The following is a 17,771-nucleotide window of genomic DNA, read 5'->3' on the forward strand; positions in this document are numbered from 1 at the left end:
CGCCGTCATGCTCGCCCTTTTGGTCAGCATCCACGTCTTCGTCATGGGAGCTCGACGTGGAGAGAGGTGGGTGGTCGGGTCAAGCCCGACCATGATGCTGGTGGCTGCCGCAGTCCCCGATTGCCCGCGGCCTATTCCATCCCTTCCAGCTCGACGATCATGCCTTCGATCATCTGGAGCCCGATCTGCCAGAAGCCGGGATCGCGCGCATCAAGGCCGAAGGGCTTCAGCAACTCGCTGTGGTGCTTGGTGCCGCCCGCTGCGAGCAAGGCGAAATAGCGATCCTGAAAGCCATCGGGCGCGTTCTGGTAGACGCCGTAAAGCGAGTTCACCAGGCAGTCGCCGAAGGCATAGGCGTAGACGTAGAACGGCGAATGGATGAAGTGCGGGATGTAGCACCAGAAGGGCTCGTAGCCGCTCGATAGCCGGATCGCGGGGCCGAGACTTTCGGCCTGCACGCTCATCCAGAGTTCGCACAGCGCCTCCCCGGTCAGCTCGCCCTGGCGGCGGGCTTCATGGACCTTGCGCTCGAAGCTGTAGAAGGCGATCTGGCGCACGACCGTGTTGATCATGTCCTCGACCTTCTGGGCCAGCATCGCCTTGCGCTGCTTGCGGTCGGTGGTGCCGTCGAGCAGGCGGCGGAAGGTCAGCATCTCGCCGAAGACGCTTGCGGTTTCGGCCAGCGTCAGCGGGGTCGGCGCCATCAAGGCGCCGTTGTGCGCCGCAAGGACCTGATGCACGCCATGGCCGAGTTCATGGGCGAGCGTCATCACGTCGCGCGGCTTGCCCTGATAGTTCAGCAGCACATAGGGGTGCGCGGAGGGAACCGTGGGGTGGGCGAAGGCGCCGGGCGCCTTGCCGGGGCGCGGCGGGGCGTCGATCCAGCGGTCGTCGAAGAAGCGCTGGGCGATATCGGCCATCTTCGGCGAAAAGGCGCCATAGGCCGAGAGCACGGTGTCGCGCGCTTCGTTCCAGGGGATGGTGCGCTGCTCGATCTGCGGCAGCGGGGCGTTGCGGTCCCAGAAATCCAGCGCGTCGCGGCCGAACCATTTTGCCTTCAGGCGGTAATAGCGGTGCGACAGGCGCGGATAGGCCTCGCGCACCGCCGCGACCAGCGCATCGACCACCTCGCGCTCGACGCGGTTGGCGAGGTGGCGGGAATCCGCGACATCCTCGAACTTGCGCCAGCGGTCGGAAATCTCCTTATCCTTGGCGAGCGTGTTGGTGATCAGCGCGAAGGTTCGCAGCTCCTTGCGGAAAACCTTGCCCAAAACGTCGGCCGCCTTGCGGCGAACCTCGCCATCGGAATCCTGCAGCTTGTTCAGCGTCAGCTCGAGGGTCAGTTCCTCGCCGTCGAAATCGAAGCGCAGGGAGGCGATGGTCTCGTCGAAGAGCCGGTTCCAGGCGGCCGCGCCGGTCATCGACTTCTCGTGGAAAAGCGCCTCCAGCCGGTCGTCGAGCTGGTGCGGTTTGTCCTTGGCGAGATCGTCGATCCAGGGTTTCCAATGCGAGAGCGGCGGCTGCGCTGCGACCTTCGCCAGAAGCTCGGGCTCGATACGGTTGAGTTCGAGCTCGAAGAACAGCAGCTCGGTGATCGCGGCGTTCAACTTGTCCTGCGTGTCGCCATAGAATTTGGCGCGCTGGGGGTCGGTGGTGTCGCCGGAATAGACCAGCCCGGCATAGGCGCCGATGCGGCCGAGCAGGTCGCTCAAATCCTCGTAAGCCTTGACCGCTTCTGCCATGTCGGCGCTTGCGCCGGGTGTTGCGGCCATGTCGGCCAGCTTGCCGCGATAGCGCTCCGCCAGGGCCTGGGCCTGAGAGCGAGCGCGCTCGAGATCGGCCTTGAAGAGCGGTGAATCGAGACCCGGATAGAGGTCGTCGAGGTTCCATTCCGGCAGGTCGGCCAGCAACTGGGCCTCGCTCTGCCCGGCATGGGATACGGCTCGGACAGGCGCGATCGCGCCTCGCATCGTCGCAAACAGCATGATCACTCCATTTCGCCCAGTCCCTCCCACTTAGGGGGCAGGGGGGCTGCGATCAATCGCCGCCGATGCCGCGGTCGCCAGGTGGTGCGCGCTTAAACCCCGCTTAACTCTTCTGACCCACGATGCCCCAGAACGGAACAGGCGATTCCCGCCCCCGCTCGCGCTCATCCTGCGCTTGCGCCGCATTCTGCCGAGGTGACATGACCGCCACCGTCCTCGTCGTCGATGACGATCCCGTCCAGCGCCGGCTGCTCGATGCAATGTTGAAGCGCTCCGGCTACGGCGCCGTCATCGCCGAGAACGGCGAGGCCGCGCTCGCCCTGATCGGAGCGCTGGAAGGTGAGCGCATCGATGCGATCGTGCTCGATCTCAACATGCCCGGTATCGACGGAATGGGCGTGCTCGCCGCGCTGCGCGAACGCGAGATCGCGACGCCGGTGATCGTGCAGACCGCCAACGGCTCGATCGAGACTGTGGTCTCGGCGATGCGGGCCGGCGCCGTCGATTTCGTGGTCAAGCCCGTGGGCGCGGAGCGGCTTCAGGTTTCGCTGAAGAACGCGCTGAAGCTCGGCGCTCTCGAACATGAGCTGCGCCATATCAAGCGGCGGGCCTCGAACACGCTCGGTTTCCGCGATCTCGCGACCAAGAGCCCGGACATGGCGCGCGTCGTCCGCCTGTCGGAGCGAGCGGCGAAGTCGAACATCCCGATCCTGATCGAGGGCGAGTCCGGTGTCGGCAAGGAGGTGCTGGCGCGTGCGATCCAAGGCTCCAGCGACCGCAAGGGCAAGCCCTTCGTCACGGTGAATTGCGGCGCGATCCCGCATAACCTCGTCGAATCCATTCTGTTCGGTCATGAGAAGGGCGCCTTCACGGGCGCGACCGAGCGGCATCTCGGCAAGTTCGTCGAGGCCAATGGCGGCACACTGTTCCTCGACGAGGTCGGTGAGCTGCCGCTCGACGCGCAGGTGAAACTGCTGCGCGCCATCCAGGAAAGCGAAGTCGATCCTGTCGGCGGCAAGAAATCCGTGCGGGTCGATATCCGCATCATCTCGGCGACCAACAAGAGCCTGCTGGACCAGGTCAAACGCGGCGATTTCCGTGAAGACCTGTATTACCGGCTGAACGTCTTCCCGATCACATTGCCGCCCTTGCGCCAGCGTCATGAGGACATTCCCGATCTCGCCCGCGGCTTCCTGGCACGCTTCGCCGCCGAGGAAGGCAAGAAGCTTCACGGCATCTCCAGCGAGGCTCTCAGCCTGATCGCCGGCTACGACTGGCCCGGCAATGTCCGCCAGCTCGAGAACGCAATGTTCCGCGCGGTGGTGCTGGCGGACGGGACGGAACTCGGCGTTGCCGAATTCCCGCAGATCGCGGCGCAGATGGAAGGCTATGACGTCCGCATTCCTCCCGCGCCGGCCTCCGCGCCGCGCAGCGAGATGCAAGGGGAGGCGCCGCCGCGCATCATCCACATGCCGGTGCGCGATCCGAATTCGCTGGACCTCGTTGCCGGCTCCGACATGCGCAAGCTCGACGACCTCGAGCGCGACATCATCACCTTCGCACTGGCGCATTATCGCGGGCACATGTCCGAGGTCTCGCGCAAGCTCGGCATCGGCCGCTCGACGCTCTACCGGAAGCTCAAGGATTACGGGCTGATCGAAAGCGAAACGCAGGGCGAGGAAACCGACGCGGCCTGAGCCGCGACGAAGGTGGGAGAGGGATGCATCGACCGGGTCCACCCGACCCGATCGGCCCCCCTCTCCAGTAAAAAGCGTCGGCCTGTTGCGCCGCCGCATCTTGTCGAAACAGCCGGGGTCACGCAGGAATGGCGTGGGTCGGGCACCTCACGGGATCAGCGAAAATGAGTCGTCGCCATTGGGCGAATCTAACCACGGCTTCGGCTGTGGCCATCATGCTGAGCGGCGCCGTGGCGCTGAGCCAGACCGTCGCTCCCGAGGCCGGCCCCACTGCCGCCGAACTGAAGTCCGATCCGGTGCTCGGCACGCCATTGCCGGAGCAGCCGGCTTTGCACCTGGACGAGACGCACTCGGCAGAAGCCCTGTCCGGCCCGGCCTCCGCCGATCGCGAGATCGTGACGGGGACCGTCTCGACCGGCGCCCGGCTGCGCGATCCGGCGAGTGTGGACGCGACGGCGCCCGTCAAAAGCCAGAGCGAACCGGCGACGCTGGACATTCCGCCAGTCGAGATGCCGGCGACGGATCCCGCGCTCCTGCCGGCTGTGAAGCCGCCCGAGCGGGTCCCGGCACCGCTGCCTGTTCAGGCCGCCCCCGCCGAGGTCACGCCGGAAAAGCCGGTTCAGGCTTCCGTGACCGTGGCGCCGGCCGATAAGGGCCCGCTGCAGGCGGTCGAGCCGCTCGTGCCCGCGCCGGAGATGCCGAAGCTGGTGGTCGAGGTGCCCCCGGGCCTCGCTTTCGCCGGAGAGATCGCTGCCCGTGCCGGCGAAGCCGTCGCGGTGCATCGCCTCGGCGAGCGCGAGCGTGCGGACATCGTCGCGGCCTACCAGGCCAACGAAAACAAGCCCTTCTGGATCGACGCCAAAGGGTGGACTGCCGCTGGCAAGCACATTGTCGCCCAGCTCGAGCAGGCCTCCGATGACGGCTTGCGGCCGACCGATTACGCGCTGCCGGTCTTCGAACTCAGCGACAAGGGGAAGCTCGCGGAAGCCGATGTCCGCCTCTCGGCGCTGGCGGTGCTCTATGCCCGCGATGCCCGTGGCGGCCGGCTCGACCCACGCCGGCTCTCCAAGATGCTCACGCCCAAGCTCGAGCTGCCCTCAGCCGGCGATGTCCTCTCGGCGCTGAACGGCGCGGCCGATGCAGGCGCGGTGCTCGCCGCCTACAACCCGCCGCATGAGCAGTACAAGCGCCTCAAGGCCAAGCTCGCCGAACTGCGCGAGCACCTCGACGATACCCCTCTGGTGCGCATTCCGGCCGGGCCGGCGCTGAAGGTCGGCATGCGCGACGAGCGCGTGCCGCTGGTGCGTGCGCGCCTCGGCCTCGGAGCGATCGAGGATTCGGTCTTCGACCGCTCAACCGCGCTGGCGCTGGCCGATTTCCAGAAGAAGGCCGGGCTGCCGGCCAACGGCATCCTCAGCGAGCGCACCGTCGCTGCACTCGGCCGGCCGGCGACAGCGCAGGGCGAAGGCGACATCGTCGCGCAGATGGAGCGCTGGCGGTGGTTGCCGCAGGATATCGGCACCGACCACATCATGGTCAATGTGCCCGAGATGCGCGTGCGGGTCATCCGCTCGGGCAAGGTGGTGCATGAGGCGCGCGCCATCATCGGCAAGCCGGATTCGGCGACGCCGATCTTCTCGAACCGGATGGACCACGTCATCGTCAACCCGTCCTGGTACGTGCCGCCCTCGATCCTGAAGAAGGAATTCCTGCCGGGTCTCGCGGCCGATCCGGATTATGCGGCCAAGCGCGGCTATGTCGTGACACGGACCAAGGGCGGCGGCATCTCGGTGCGCCAGCCGCCGGGCGAGCGCAATGCGCTCGGCTGGATCAAGTTCATGTTCCCGAACGAGCATGCGGTCTATCTGCACGACACGCCGAACCGCCGCCTGTTCGCCGGCGACCGGCGTGCCCTCAGCCATGGCTGCGTGCGCGTCGACAACCCCTTCGCGCTGGCCGACCAGCTGCTCGGGCCGGAGTGGCCGAGCGCGCGACTGAAGGCGCTGATCGGCAAGGGCGAGCGCCGGATCAACCTGCCGCAGCCGCTGCAGATCCATCTGGTCTACAATACGATCGTCGTCGGCGCGGACGGCAAGATCACCCGCTTCGACGATGTCTATGGCATCCAGAGGCTCGTGCGGCAGGCTCTGGAGCAGCAGGGCTAAGGGCAGGTCCCGGAGGCGTCCCTTCCGGCATGATCGTCATTCATCGGTGCCGCGCTGGAAAAGATCCGGCGCGGCAATTGCCGGTTCGATAACGAGGCGTTAACGCTTCTCCGCAACTGTTCGTTCACGTTAACGCTTCGCGCCTCGCGACGCATGGAGACGGGTCAGGCAGCTTGGGCAGAATGCACGCCACGTTTCGGGGATCGCTGCGGTTCGGCCCAAAGCCGGGCTGGCGGCGCGCCGCGACGGCTGCCGTGATGCTGGCCGCATCGGTTTTCGGCATCCGTGGGACGCAGAACGCCGTCGCCAATGGCGACACGCGCACCATCACCATCCAGCACATGCACACCAAGGAAGAGACGACCGTCACCTTCAAGCAGGATGGTCGCTACGTCTCCTCCGCGCTCGAAAAGCTGAATTGGGCGCTGCGCGACTGGCGCAGCGACGAGCCGATCCGGATGGATCCGCGCCTGTTTGATGTGGTCTGGGAGGTGCAGCGCCAGCTCGGCTCCGAACAGCCCTTCCATGTCGTCTCGGCTTATCGCTCGCCCAATACCAACGCGATGCTGCGCCGTCGCTCGCGGGCCGTCGCCAAGCACAGCCAGCACATGCTCGGCAAGGCGATGGATTTCTACCTGCCCGACGTGCCGACGGCGCGCATCCGCGAGATCGGCATGCGGCTGCAACGTGGTGGCGTCGGTTTTTATCCCAATGCGCACACACCTTTCGTCCATCTCGACGTCGGCTCGGTCCGCTCCTGGCCGCGGATGACGCGCGACCAGCTCGTGCGCTTGTTCCCGGACCAGAAGACGGTCCACATCCCCGCCGATGGTCAACCGCTCGCCGGTTACGACCTGGCGCGGGCGGAGATCATGGCCGGTGGCGGCTCTGTCGGCGGCTATGCGGTCGCGGATGCCGACGAGGGCGCGGTCCAGGCCTCGGGCCGCAAGAGCCTGTGGGCAATGTTCTTCGGCGGCGACGAGGAAGAGGCGGATGCACGGCCGGCGCAGCGCCGCGGCGCCTCGCCCCCGCAGCCAACCGTGCTGGCCTATGCCAATCGCGGCATGGACGACAGCAACTCCAACGGTGCCTGGGTCCGCCCTGTCGCGCCCGACCCGTCGACGCAGGCGGTCGCGCGCGAGCGGTCGCAGCGCATCGCGCCGCAGCCGGTGCAGGAGCCTGTCGAGGCTCCGATGGTCGCGGAGACCTTGCCACAGCCGGCCCCCGTGCCCGAACAGCGAGCCCGGATGATGGACGTCCCGCTGCCGTTGTCGCGACCGCGCGATCTGGCGCCCAGTGGGATCGACGGCTCGCAGATCGCGGCGCTGCCGGGCAATGCCGGCGCGCTGGCCTTCGCGCAGACGGGGCCGGGCGCCGACCAGAAACTGGTGCTGGCCTCGCTGCCGCCGCGACGCCCCGACGAGATGACGGCCTCGATAGCCCCCGTCCTGACCGGCCCGGCGGTTTCGGCGCCGCTGCCGCCTTTGCGTCCGACCGAACTTGCCGGCGTCGCGATGGCTTCGCTGCGCCCGACGGAAGCGGCCGACGTTCCCGTCGCGATCGAAGGGCGGCTGGTCTCGGTCCGTCATCCGCTCCCGCCGGCCCGTCCGCGCGACGGCGATGCTGGGTTTGCGACGGCGGCGCAAAAGTCCGCGCCTGTCCTGGTCGAAGAGCCACGCGATCTCGACCATACTGGGCTCGATTCGCTGTTCACCGCAGCCGCGCGGTCGCAAGCTCCCTCGGGCAAGGTGGTCAATGTCGCGACCGCCCGTGCGCGCTCGGACAAGACCAGTTTTGCCCCGATTGCCGGCCCCGGCCCTGCGGCGTCTCTCGGCTTCAGCCAGTCGGACCCGGTCGATGCCAAACCCGGTCGCTTCAGCGGCCCTGCTGTGCGGCCCCTGCCGACCAATTTCGTGCAGAACTAGGCTAGCGCCTCTTCATTCCCGGTCGATCGGCCAGGCCTTGAACACGTCCAACGCCTCGCAAGCCTGAGCCTGCGCGGCGAGAGCCGGCCACCGTTCCGCCGGCGCGAAATCCGGAATGACGAAACGGCAGAAGCCCCACGCGACCGCCGCCGCGATGTCGCTCGGCAGCAGCTCGGGCCCGGCCGAGAGCGCTCCGTCCCTTGCAGCCGCGTTGAGCAGATCCAGTGCCGTGTGGAGCTGCGTGACGATGCGCTCCTGCCACGGCGCGTAGCGCTGGGCCTCCGGGCGCTTGCGTTCGTATTCGATCGCGACCGCCTTGTCGGCGGCGACGATGCCGATGCCCGTGAGCGAAAGGTCGCGCTCGCGGGCCGCGCTGTCGACCGGCCGCAGCGAACGCCCGGCGATATCCTCGAAATGCTGGACGATCAGCAGGGATTCGCTGATTACGACGCCCACGTCCGTCACCAGGCTCGGCGCCTTGATCAGCGGATTAACGGCCCGGAATTCATCCATATGCCGAAACACCGAGATCGAGCGATGCTCGAAGGGAACGGCCAAAAGCGTGCCGGTGATCGCCGCGCGGCGGACATAGGGGCTATCGAGCATTCCAACCAGCAGCATGAGACCTATCTCCAGCAATGCGCTTCGAAGCGAAGGCATCGGAGTGTGCCAACGCATCGCGCCCAAGCCACGCGAATTCGGCTGATCGATCGGATCACCGGCTTTGATCGGGCTACCTGCTGCCCGGCGCCACCGTCGAGCCGGCGTTTTGAACGGGGCCGGAAAGAGTTGAGGCGTTTTTGCGGCGTGAAATCTCGGCAACGGACCTCGCAGGCGGTCAGCACGCGTCTTGCGACAGCCGGAGTGCCGTTCGTCTGCGCAACCGGTTAGGATGATCTCGTGGTGTTGGGCATGACCGGTGCGGCGACCTTGCGGAAGCCTTACAATCTGGCCGAATGCGGCGCCTGCTCGGTCGCTGACAGGAACGGTGCTGCCTGGGCTCTTTCACAGGGTATTGACGTCCGGCACACCTGCTCGCACAGACTAGAATCATGACGATGCGCGATAAAACCACGGTGGAACTGACGCCGGAGCTCGAAGCTCTGGTCGCGGCCTGTCGGAAGGATCGGCCAGGTGCCGATACGACGGCGACTGTCTCCGAAGCGCTGGCGCTGCTGGCCGGTTTGCGCCGGTCGCGGCAACGGGCCTGGCCGAGTGCGGGTGGCGAATGCGGCGCCCTGATCCGCACCTTCGACTGGGCGGCGACGCCTCTGGGCCCGAGCGAAGACTGGTCGCTGGAGCTGCGCGCGACCGTGCAGAACATCGTCAATTCCCCCGTTGCCAAGGTGCTGATGTGGGGGCCGGAGCACCGGCTGATCTACAACGACGCCTATAAGGAGGTCGTGGCGGACCGCCATCCCGCGCTGATGGGCGCGCCTGTCGCGACCGCCCTGCCGGAAGTCTGGGACTGGAACCGCCCGATCCTGGAAGCCGGCCATCGCGGCGAGCTCGTGTCCCATCGCGGCGTCGCGATGGCGCTGGATACGGGCGCCGGGCCTCAGGGGTTCGTCTTCGACCTGCATTACACGCCCGTCCATGACACCGGCGGCGATGTCGGCGGCGTGATGTGCACGGTGATCGACCAGACCTCGCGCACGCGAATGGAGCGGGAGCTGGGCGCAAGCTACCGCCGCTTCCTCACAGCGATGAAAGCCGTCCATGGCGTGCTCTGGACGAACAGCGCCGACGGCCGGATGCTCGGCGAGCAGGCCGGTTGGGCCGCGCTTACCGGCCAGAGCTTGGAGGAGTATCAAGGCTTCGGCTGGGCTCAGGCCGTCCATCCGGACGACCAGGAGGGCTCCGTCGCGAACTGGAACAAGGCTGTCGCCGCCAAGGCGATGTTCGTGCATGAGCATCGCGTCCGCGATCGCTCCGGCGCCTGGCGTGTCTTCGCTGTGCGGGCCTTGCCGATCATGGATGAGACCGGCGAGATCGGCGAGTGGGTCGGGGTCCATACCGACATCACCCATCGCCGCGCCGCCGAACAGGCGCTGCGACAGCTTAACGAAGGCCTCGAAGCCCGTGTCATCACCGAGATCGAAGAGCGGCGGAAGGCCGAGGCTCGCCTGTTGCAGGCGCAGAAGCTGGAGACCGTCGGCAAGCTCACCGGCGGCGTCGCGCACGACTTCAACAACCTGCTGCAGGTCGTCTCCGGAAACCTGCAATTGCTGATCAAGGATGTCGCCGGAAACGAGCGGGCCGAGAAGCGCGTCGCGAGCGCCATGGCCGGGGTTTCGCGCGGGGCGAAGCTGGCGGCACAGCTGCTCGCATTCGGCCGGCGCCAGGCGCTGGAACCAAAGGTCGTGAATATCAGCCGCCTCGTCCAGGACATGGACGACATGATGCGCCGGACGCTTGGCGAGACCGTCCAGATCGAGACGGTCGTCGGCGGCGGGCTCTGGAACACCTTTGTCGACCCGACGCAGATCGAAAACGCCCTGCTCAATCTGGCTGTGAATGCGCGTGACGCGATGAGCGGCGACGGCAAGCTCACCATCGAGCTGTCCAACGCGCATCTCGACGACGACTATGCCCGCCAGCACGAAGAGGTGACGGCCGGGCAATATGTCCTGCTGGCGGTGACCGACACCGGCTGCGGCATCGAATCCAACATGCTTGAAAAGGTCTTCGAACCGTTCTTCTCGACCAAGAGCGAGGGCAAGGGCTCGGGGCTCGGCCTCTCGATGGTCTATGGCTTCGTCAAGCAGACGGGCGGCCATATCAAGATCTATTCCGAGGTCGGCCATGGCACGACCGTCCGGCTTTATCTGCCGCGTTCGATGGAAAACGAGGATGTCGTCGTCGATCTGGCGTCTGGGCCCGTGGCCGGTGGCGCCGAGACGGTGCTTGTCGTCGAGGATGACGACGAGGTCCGGGCGACCGTGATCGAGATGCTGTCCGATCTCGGCTATCGCGTGCTGAAGGCCGTCGATGCCGGCAGCGCCCTAAACGTCATCGAGAGCGGCGTGCCGATCGATCTGCTCTTCACCGATGTCGTGATGCCCGGCGTGCTGAAGAGCCCGGAGCTTGCCCGCAAGGCCCGGCTGCGGCTCCCCGACATCGCCGTGCTGTTCACCTCGGGATATACCGAGAATTCGATCGTTCATGGCGGCAAGCTGGATGCCGGCGTCGAGCTGCTTTCCAAGCCCTATACGCGCGAGACGCTGGCCCGGAAGATCCGGCATGTGCTTGCCAACGAGAAGCAGCGCAAGCAGGTGCAATCGGTCTCAGTGCCGGTGCCGAAGTCCGAGCCCGAAAGTCTGCCGGGTCCGACGATCGAGCGCGCCGCAGCTCAGGCGAAGCCCGCCACGGTTCTGCTGGTCGAGGATGACGCGCTGATCCGGATGAACACCAGCGATATGCTTCAAGGCGCCGGCTATGTCGTGATCGAGGCGGCCAGCGCGGAAGAGGCTCTGGCTACGCTGCGCACCATGCGGGTCGACACGCTTCTGACCGACATCAAGTTGCCCGGCAGTTCGGGCGGCGAGCTGGCGACGCAGGCGCGCGAACTCCAGCCGGGAATCGCGGTGATCTATGCCAGCGGCGACGCCTCATCCGTCGCGGGCGATACGGCGGCGCGCGTGCTGACCAAGCCTTATGGCGAGGCGCAGCTCTTGAAGCTGCTCAAGGAAGTCGCGCCGGATTCGGTTCCGGCGGGGGCTCATTGAGCCGGCGGGCGCTGCTGAACCGGAGCCGAGCCGGCGGAGCCTTCTGAATCGAAGCGGCCCACGCAACCGAGGTTGCGCAGGCCGTCATGATCGGAATTGCTGAAACTCAGGCGCTCTCGCCGACAGCCTGGAGATAGAGGTCGAGAATCGCCTCCTCCTCCTTGCGCTCGTCGAGATCACGCTTGCGCAGGGCGACGACCTTGCGCAGCACCTTGACGTCGTAGCCGGTGCCCTTGGCCTCGGCATAGACCTCCTTGATGTCGTCGGCGATCGTCTTCTTCTCTTCCTCGAGCCGCTCGATGCGTTCGACGATGCTCTTGAGCTGATCGCCCTGAACCGGATCGTCCATCTGATATCCCTTCGGGTGCAGGAAACGGGGTGCGTGAAATTCGGCCGGCAGCGTTCGCCCGGATCGCCCCCGCGCGTCAAGCCGCAAGCCGCCTGCCCGGGGAATGCTCAACAGCCACGAGGCCCCGGATACGACCGACATGATTTCGTGTCGTCGGAGATGACGGAGGCCAATCGTCGGCCTAGAAGGATTCCTGAGGCGTCGCGGTCGTGCGGCTGCAGCGGGATCGGGGCGAATGCAGGGCTCGAACGACCAAATCGCGCGGATGCGCGCGACCGCCCGGTCGGTCTATGACGCAGCCGTCGCGCGGGCGCATCCGCAAGGGTGCCTGCCGCAGCATTTGCCGCCGGCGCCGGTCTCCGGCCGCCTCATCCTGCTGGCTGCGGGCAAGGCGGCCGGCAGCATGACTGCGCTGGCGGAGGCGCATTATCTCGACCGCGGCCTGCCGCCCGAGCGACTGGTCGGCCATGCCGTCGCACGTCATGGCTACACCGCGCCGACGCGTCTCGTTCCAATGGTCGCGGCCGGCCATCCGGTGCCGGACCAGGGCAGCGTCGATAGTGCCGAAATGGCGCTGGAACTCGCTCGTTCGGCCACCGCCGAGGATCTTGTGCTGGTGCTGCTGTCGGGCGGCGGTTCGGCGAACTGGGTCGCACCGGCGGGCGATCTGACGCTGGCGGAAAAGCAGGGCATCACCAAAGCGCTGCTGCGCTCGGGCGCGCCGATCAGCGAGATGAACGTTGTGCGCAAGCGCCTGTCTCGGATCAAGGGCGGCCGACTTGCGCTTGCTGCCGCACCGGCGCCGGTTCTGACGCTCGCGATTTCCGACGTGCCGGGCGACGATCCCGCCGCGATCGCATCTGGACCCACGGTGCCCGATCCGAGCACCATGGCCGATGCACGGGTCATCGTGGCGCGCTATGGCCTTCCGCTTCCGCCGGCAGCCCTGGCTTTGCTGGCGGATGACGCCAATGAGACGCCGAAGCCGGGGCACCCCGCCTTCGCCCGGAGCGAATACCGCATCATCGCCCGCCCCACTGACGCGCTGGCGACGGCGCGGCTCGCGGCCGAGGCCGCTGGTTACGAGGTGATCGACCTTGGTGCCGATGTCGAAGGCGAGGCGAGGGATGTCGCCGCCGCACATGCGAAGAGAGCCAAGGCGCTGAAGGCGCAGGGGCGGCGGGCCGCGATCCTGTCCGGCGGCGAGCTCACCGTGACGCTGCGCGGTTTGGGCCGGGGCGGGCCGAGCCAGGAATACGCGCTGGCTCTGGCCGTCGCGCTCGGCGGCGAGCCCGGCATCGTCGCACTCGCCGGCGACACCGACGGGACCGATGGCGGGGGCGGGGAGGCCACCGACCCTGCCGGAGCGCTGGTCGATCCCCAGACATTGACGCGCGCGGCGATCCTCGGCCTTGATCCTGCCCGATCCCTCGCCGACAACGATTCGACCGGTTTCTTCGAGGCCCTGGGCGATCTGTTGCAACCGGGACCGACGCTGACCAACGTCAATGACTGCCGTGTGATCCTGATCGAGCCTTGAGACGAATGCCGGGCCATTTCCTTGCCATCTTGCGCCTTCTGGCCGCGGCCTTCGCGCTGCTCGTCGTCGCGGCCGTACCGGCCAAGGCCGATCTGCGGATGTGCAACACGACCGCCAGCCGCATCGGGGTCTCGATCGGCTATCGCGATGCGCAGGGCTGGACCACCGAGGGGTGGTGGAACATCAGCCCGCGCGGCTGCGAGACCTTGTTGCGAGGCACCCTGTCCGCCCGGTTCTACTATGTGCACGCCGTCGACTATGACAAAGGCGGAGAATGGACCGGAAAATCCGTCATGTGCGTGCGCAACAAGGAATTCACGATTCACGGCATCGAAGATTGCCTGGCGCGCGGCTATGATCGCTCCGGCTTCTTCGAGGTCGATACCGGCGAACAGAAAAGCTGGACGATCCAGCTGACCGATGGCGCGGCCGGGCCGCTGCCGAGACCTTGACCTGACGGCGTCAGGCGAGGAACGAGAACGAGAACGGGCGGCCCGAGGTCGGCCTGCTGGGGACAACGATGAAGCGCGAACGTCGAATCAAGATCATTGCCACGCTCGGCCCGGCCTCGGCCAGCGAGGAGATGTGCGCCAAGCTATTTGCCGCGGGCGTCGACGTCTTCCGGATCAATATGAGCCATACCCAGCGCGAGACCCTGTCCGAGAAGGTCGCGATGCTGCGGGGACTGGAGACAAAATTTGGACGTCCGGTCGGCATCCTCGCCGATCTGCAGGGCCCCAAGCTTCGCGTCGGCATGTTCGGCGGCGATGGCGGCGTGGCGCTCGAGAAAGGTGCGCGTTTCACGCTCGATTCCAATGCCGCGCCCGGCGACGTCGATCGCGTCCACCTTCCTCACCCCGAAATCCTGAGCGCGCTCGAGGTTGGCCATCATCTCATCCTGGATGACGGCAAGCTGCGCCTCGTCGTGGAAGAGGCCTCGCCCGAGCGGGCCGTGACGAAGGTTCTGATCGGCGGGCGCCTGTCCTCGCGCAAGGGGGTGAGCCTGCCGGACACCACCATCGCCGTCTCGGCCATGACGGAGAAGGACCGCGCGGATGCCGCCGTGGCGGCGGAGGTGGGCGTCGACTGGATCGCGCTGTCCTTCGTGCAGCGGCCTGAGGACATGGCGGAGCTGCGCAAGATCGTCAGCGGCCGCGCGCTGGCGATGGCCAAGATCGAGAAGCCGCAGGCGGTTCTGCGGCTGGAGGAGATCATCGACGCTTCCGATGCGATCATGGTCGCGCGCGGCGATCTTGGCGTCGAGATGCCGCTGGAAAAGGTGCCCGGCACGCAAAAGCGCATGACCCGCATGGCGAGGCGCAAGGGCAAGCCGGTCGTGGTCGCGACGCAGATGCTGGAGAGCATGATCACGAGCCCGGTGCCGACGCGAGCCGAGGTTTCCGACGTCGCGACGGCCGTGTTCGAGGGGGCCGATGCAGTGATGCTCTCGGCCGAAAGTGCGGCTGGCCAGTACCCCGTCGAGGCGGTGACGATGATGAACCGCATCGCCGAGGAGGTCGAAAGCGAGACCGTCTATCGCTCGATCCTGGAAGCGCAGCGAGCCGAACCCGAGGCGACCGGGGCCGACGCGATCGCGAAGGCCGCACACGAGATCGCCGAGACGCTGCACCTCAAGGCGATCTGCGCCTGGACCTCGTCGGGATCGACCGCTTTCCGCATCGCCCGCGAGCGCCCCAACTCGACCGTCATCGCCCTGACGCCGAACCGCGTGACGGCAAGGCGGCTGACGCTGGTCTGGGGTGTGCACGCCATCGTCACCAAGGATGCCAGCGACGCCGACGACATGGCCTTCCGGGCCTGTAAGTTCGCGGTGCGCGAGCATTTCGCCAAGACGGGTGACAGGATCATCGTGGTCGCCGGCGTTCCGTTCGGGACGCCGGGTGCGACCAATATGGTGCGGATTGCCTTCATCGCCGAGGAGCACGCCGCCAAGGCCTGAGCGCCACGACGATCCGACACGCCGCCGGCCCGCGAAGGGCCGCTAGGGAGCGTGCGCGAGCTTCGAACGCACGCCGACCAGCCCGTCAATCGCTTCCGCTACGATCTCGGGTGCCGCATGGTGCGGCATATGGCCGACGCCGGGCAGCAGCACCAACCTGCCCTGCGGCGCCTCGCGCGCAATCGCCATCGAGTGGATCACCGGCGAGACGATGGCGTCGCTGTCGCCGGTGATGGCGACGACCGGGACGCTTAGCGTGCGGTAGCGTGGCGCCTGCGCGGTGACGAACGCCAGCGTCGCGGCGATGTCCTGCGAATTGGCCCGGAAGGTCTCCGGCCGCAGCAGCAGCGGCACATGCGCGGTTTCGATATAGCCAGGCGTCACCGGCTTGGGCGCGAAAACGCTGCGGGCGCCGTCATCGAGCAGCCAGCTTGCAAGCGGCACCGCGACGACGCGCGTAAAAATCGGCCCGATTACCGGCCAGATCGTGGCGTGGTGATACCAGGCGATGCCGCCCGGCCAGGGGTGCGTCACCCCGCCGAGGAGGACGAGGCCCTGCAGACGGTCCGGCCGCTCCAACGCGATGTTCGTCGCCAGCGCGCCCGCCAGCGAATGCGCCACCAGTACGAAGCGCTCGGGTGCCATCTGGTCCAGCGCCTGCATGATCGCCTTGGCCTGTCGGCCGGGATCGGCCATGGCGGCACCGGCCAGCCGGTCACTCCAGCCATGGCCGGGCCTGTCGATGGCGATCACCCGGTAATGCGAGAGTTCCGGCGCGAGCGTGGCATAGACATCGGCGTGGTCGCTCGAGGCGCCGTGCACGAGCACCACGGTGCCGCGCGTTTCGCCCTGCGCAGCCTGCTCGCGGTAATGCAGCCGCCCCCCGTCAACGGCGATGAAACGGCCCTCCGGCGGGAAACGGCGCGCCGCCGCGGCGCCGAGCCATTCCGAGAACACAGCCAATCCACAAAGGATGACGGCGAAGGAGATCAGCAGGCCACGGAGCATCATGGCTGATCTACGCGATCGGGGGCCGCGCGGTTCAATGGTCAGGTGTCGCGGCCATCGACTTCATAGTGCAGCGCATCGACCGCCTTCTTCACCGCGTCGGATTGCGGATAAATCTCCAGCGCCTTGCGGAAAGCGGCCATCGCCGCCTTGTCGTCGCCCTGCTGCTTCAGGATGGTGCCGAGGCCCATCATGGCACCGTAGTGCCGTGGCTCGCGTTTGAGGGTCTCGCCGATGTCGTAAAGCGAGCGGATGGGGTCGCCGGCGATGAAAAGCGCGTTGGCCCGCTGGTTCCAGGCCTCAGCCCAGTCCGGCTGCAAGGAGATGATCCGGTCGAGCAGTTCGATCGCGATTTCGGTCTGCTTGTTGGTGATCGCCTCCTGCGCCCGCGTCATCAGGAGATCGGCGGTATCGGAGCCGGAGCTGGCCCAGCGGCGCTGGATCAGGGCCGCGACGCCTTTGGCTTCCTCCGCCGATTTCGCGTCGCGGAGGCGCTCGAACAAGGTGTCGAGGGTGGCGGGCGGCCGTCGCTGCGGCGTGACGGGGTTGTCGACCTTGTCCTGCGGGGCAGCAGAGCCGGGTCGCTGTGACGGCGCCGGCTGGGCCCGGAGACCCATCGGGGCCAGCGACGCGGCCAGGACAAGAATCGCAATGTGAGACGAGCGCATCGCCTAAATCTAGTCTCGCCGACGCCCAGGTCAAATCACGGCCGGGCGAGCAACGCAAAAAGCGGGCACGCCTGCCGGCGTCCCGCTCTGCAAAGGCTCCAGGCTGATCGGCGCGACCAGAAGGCCGCGCGCGATTCGTCAGCCCTGACGCGCCTTGAAGCGCTTCTGCACTTTGTTGATGATGTAGACGCGGCCCTTGCGGCGGACCAACTGGTTGTCGCGATGACGCGCGCGCAGCGACTTCAAAGAATTGCGGATCTTCATCGTCTCAACTCCGTCGACCCGCCCTTGCGAGGCGGACCGGTCAAAAACCCACAGTCTGCGACGCGGACCTTGCGATCCTCACCGCCCATGCGAATGGCGCGACTGAATGCGATGCCGGCTGTATACGGATTTCTGCGCGTATCGCAAGGGGGATCGATGATCTCCCTCAGTCTTTGGTGTGGTGTGGAACCGGTCAAGCTCTTCGGCGTTGTAGCTCTCGGTTCAACTGGGAGGATACCGTTCATGCGCCCGATCACCTTGCTTGCCGTCGCCGGCCTGACATTAGCCCTTGCCGCCTGCGGCAATACAGCCGAACAGCGCATTGGCGGCGCTGCCGTCGGTGCCGGTACCGGTGCCGTGGTCGCCGGGCCCGTCGGTGCGGTCGTCGGGGGTGCGGCGGGCGCTGTCACCGCGCCGTCCGTCGTGCGCTCCACCCGTCGCGCGACGTATTAATCCTCGCATCCGACGCTTATATCGCAGCG

At 66.9% G+C, this 17,771-nt stretch carries 14 protein-coding genes; 8 read left to right on the plus strand and 6 right to left on the minus strand.

Translation table 11 applies throughout. The features are described from left to right. Window positions 1–131 precede the first annotated feature (131 nt). A complete protein-coding gene (locus AC1DR6_RS00825) occupies window positions 132–1,985 on the minus strand; it encodes a M3 family oligoendopeptidase (protein ID WP_476827282.1) in 1,854 nt (617 codons plus the stop codon). 200 nt (window positions 1,986–2,185) lie between these two features. On the opposite strand from AC1DR6_RS00825, the gene AC1DR6_RS00830 reads away from it, so the two are divergent. From AC1DR6_RS00830 to AC1DR6_RS00840, 3 genes are all read left to right on the plus strand, one after another. Further along, a complete protein-coding gene (locus AC1DR6_RS00830; RefSeq protein ID WP_476827283.1) occupies window positions 2,186–3,682 on the plus strand; it encodes a sigma-54-dependent transcriptional regulator in 1,497 nt (498 codons plus the stop codon). A 164-nt stretch (window positions 3,683–3,846) separates the two neighbouring features. After that, on the plus strand, window positions 3,847–5,847 hold the full coding sequence (locus AC1DR6_RS00835; RefSeq protein ID WP_476827284.1) for a L,D-transpeptidase family protein: 2,001 nt from the start codon (window positions 3,847–3,849) through the stop codon (window positions 5,845–5,847). Between the two features lie 182 nt (window positions 5,848–6,029). After that, the gene (locus AC1DR6_RS00840) at window positions 6,030–7,772 is read left to right on the plus strand and encodes a peptidoglycan L,D-endopeptidase MepK (protein ID WP_476827285.1); all 1,743 of its coding nucleotides are present in this window, start codon (window positions 6,030–6,032) and stop codon (window positions 7,770–7,772) included. Between the two features lie 12 nt (window positions 7,773–7,784). On the opposite strand, the gene AC1DR6_RS00845 is transcribed toward AC1DR6_RS00840, so the two are convergent. Further along, window positions 7,785–8,393 (minus strand): glutathione S-transferase family protein, encoded by a 609-nt coding sequence (locus AC1DR6_RS00845; RefSeq protein WP_476827286.1) that lies wholly within the window; start codon window positions 8,391–8,393, stop codon window positions 7,785–7,787. Between the two features lie 437 nt (window positions 8,394–8,830). Between AC1DR6_RS00845 and AC1DR6_RS00850 the strand changes: the two genes are divergently transcribed. Continuing rightward, on the plus strand, window positions 8,831–11,500 hold the full coding sequence (locus AC1DR6_RS00850) for a response regulator (RefSeq protein WP_476827287.1): 2,670 nt from the start codon (window positions 8,831–8,833) through the stop codon (window positions 11,498–11,500). A 106-nt stretch (window positions 11,501–11,606) separates the two neighbouring features. Here AC1DR6_RS00850 and AC1DR6_RS00855 read toward each other — a convergent pair whose 3' ends face one another. Continuing rightward, window positions 11,607–11,849, minus strand: a complete 243-nt coding sequence (locus AC1DR6_RS00855; RefSeq protein ID WP_476827288.1) for a DUF2312 domain-containing protein — start codon at window positions 11,847–11,849, stop codon at window positions 11,607–11,609. Between the two features lie 235 nt (window positions 11,850–12,084). Between AC1DR6_RS00855 and AC1DR6_RS00860 the strand changes: the two genes are divergently transcribed. From AC1DR6_RS00860 to pyk, 3 genes are all read left to right on the plus strand, one after another. Then, window positions 12,085–13,389 carry a glycerate kinase type-2 family protein gene (locus AC1DR6_RS00860; RefSeq protein ID WP_476827289.1) on the plus strand — a complete coding sequence of 435 codons (1,305 nt, stop codon included), beginning with the start codon at window positions 12,085–12,087 and terminating at the stop codon, window positions 13,387–13,389. A 5-nt stretch (window positions 13,390–13,394) separates the two neighbouring features. Next, a complete protein-coding gene (locus AC1DR6_RS00865) occupies window positions 13,395–13,841 on the plus strand; it encodes a DUF1036 domain-containing protein (protein WP_476827290.1) in 447 nt (148 codons plus the stop codon). 68 nt (window positions 13,842–13,909) lie between these two features. Continuing rightward, window positions 13,910–15,349, plus strand: coding sequence for a pyruvate kinase (pyk, locus tag AC1DR6_RS00870; protein ID WP_476827291.1), 1,440 nt, complete (start codon window positions 13,910–13,912; stop codon window positions 15,347–15,349). A 42-nt stretch (window positions 15,350–15,391) separates the two neighbouring features. On the opposite strand, the gene AC1DR6_RS00875 is transcribed toward pyk, so the two are convergent. The 3 genes from AC1DR6_RS00875 to ykgO form a co-directional block, all read right to left on the minus strand. Continuing rightward, the gene (locus AC1DR6_RS00875; RefSeq protein ID WP_476827292.1) at window positions 15,392–16,360 is read right to left on the minus strand and encodes an alpha/beta fold hydrolase; all 969 of its coding nucleotides are present in this window, start codon (window positions 16,358–16,360) and stop codon (window positions 15,392–15,394) included. A 38-nt stretch (window positions 16,361–16,398) separates the two neighbouring features. Continuing rightward, complete coding sequence (locus AC1DR6_RS00880) at window positions 16,399–17,025, minus strand: tetratricopeptide repeat protein (protein WP_476827293.1); 627 nt, start codon at window positions 17,023–17,025, stop codon at window positions 16,399–16,401. 138 nt (window positions 17,026–17,163) lie between these two features. Further along, window positions 17,164–17,289, minus strand: a complete 126-nt coding sequence (ykgO, locus tag AC1DR6_RS00885; protein ID WP_038363015.1) for a type B 50S ribosomal protein L36 — start codon at window positions 17,287–17,289, stop codon at window positions 17,164–17,166. Window positions 17,290–17,532: 243 nt separating this feature from the next. Here ykgO and AC1DR6_RS00890 point away from each other — a divergent pair, with 243 nt between their 5' ends. After that, window positions 17,533–17,742 carry a hypothetical protein gene (locus tag AC1DR6_RS00890; protein ID WP_476827294.1) on the plus strand — a complete coding sequence of 70 codons (210 nt, stop codon included), beginning with the start codon at window positions 17,533–17,535 and terminating at the stop codon, window positions 17,740–17,742. Window positions 17,743–17,771: the final 29 nt, after the last annotated feature.

Source organism: Allobosea sp. P5_A5 (assembly GCF_056400625.1).

Coding starts and splice junctions, on each gene's coding strand:
- AC1DR6_RS00825 (WP_476827282.1), bottom strand. CDS start 1,985: ATGCTGTTTGCGACGATGCGAGGCGCGATCGCGCCTGTCCGAGCCGTA.
- AC1DR6_RS00830 (WP_476827283.1), top strand. CDS start 2,186: ATGACCGCCACCGTCCTCGTCGTCGATGACGATCCCGTCCAGCGCCGG.
- AC1DR6_RS00835 (WP_476827284.1), top strand. CDS start 3,847: ATGAGTCGTCGCCATTGGGCGAATCTAACCACGGCTTCGGCTGTGGCC.
- AC1DR6_RS00840 (WP_476827285.1), top strand. CDS start 6,030: ATGCACGCCACGTTTCGGGGATCGCTGCGGTTCGGCCCAAAGCCGGGC.
- AC1DR6_RS00845 (WP_476827286.1), bottom strand. CDS start 8,393: ATGCTGCTGGTTGGAATGCTCGATAGCCCCTATGTCCGCCGCGCGGCG.
- AC1DR6_RS00850 (WP_476827287.1), top strand. CDS start 8,831: ATGCGCGATAAAACCACGGTGGAACTGACGCCGGAGCTCGAAGCTCTG.
- AC1DR6_RS00855 (WP_476827288.1), bottom strand. CDS start 11,849: ATGGACGATCCGGTTCAGGGCGATCAGCTCAAGAGCATCGTCGAACGC.
- AC1DR6_RS00860 (WP_476827289.1), top strand. CDS start 12,085: ATGCAGGGCTCGAACGACCAAATCGCGCGGATGCGCGCGACCGCCCGG.
- AC1DR6_RS00865 (WP_476827290.1), top strand. CDS start 13,395: ATGCCGGGCCATTTCCTTGCCATCTTGCGCCTTCTGGCCGCGGCCTTC.
- pyk (WP_476827291.1), top strand. CDS start 13,910: ATGAAGCGCGAACGTCGAATCAAGATCATTGCCACGCTCGGCCCGGCC.
- AC1DR6_RS00875 (WP_476827292.1), bottom strand. CDS start 16,360: ATGATGCTCCGTGGCCTGCTGATCTCCTTCGCCGTCATCCTTTGTGGA.
- AC1DR6_RS00880 (WP_476827293.1), bottom strand. CDS start 17,025: ATGCGCTCGTCTCACATTGCGATTCTTGTCCTGGCCGCGTCGCTGGCC.
- ykgO (WP_038363015.1), bottom strand. CDS start 17,289: ATGAAGATCCGCAATTCTTTGAAGTCGCTGCGCGCGCGTCATCGCGAC.
- AC1DR6_RS00890 (WP_476827294.1), top strand. CDS start 17,533: ATGCGCCCGATCACCTTGCTTGCCGTCGCCGGCCTGACATTAGCCCTT.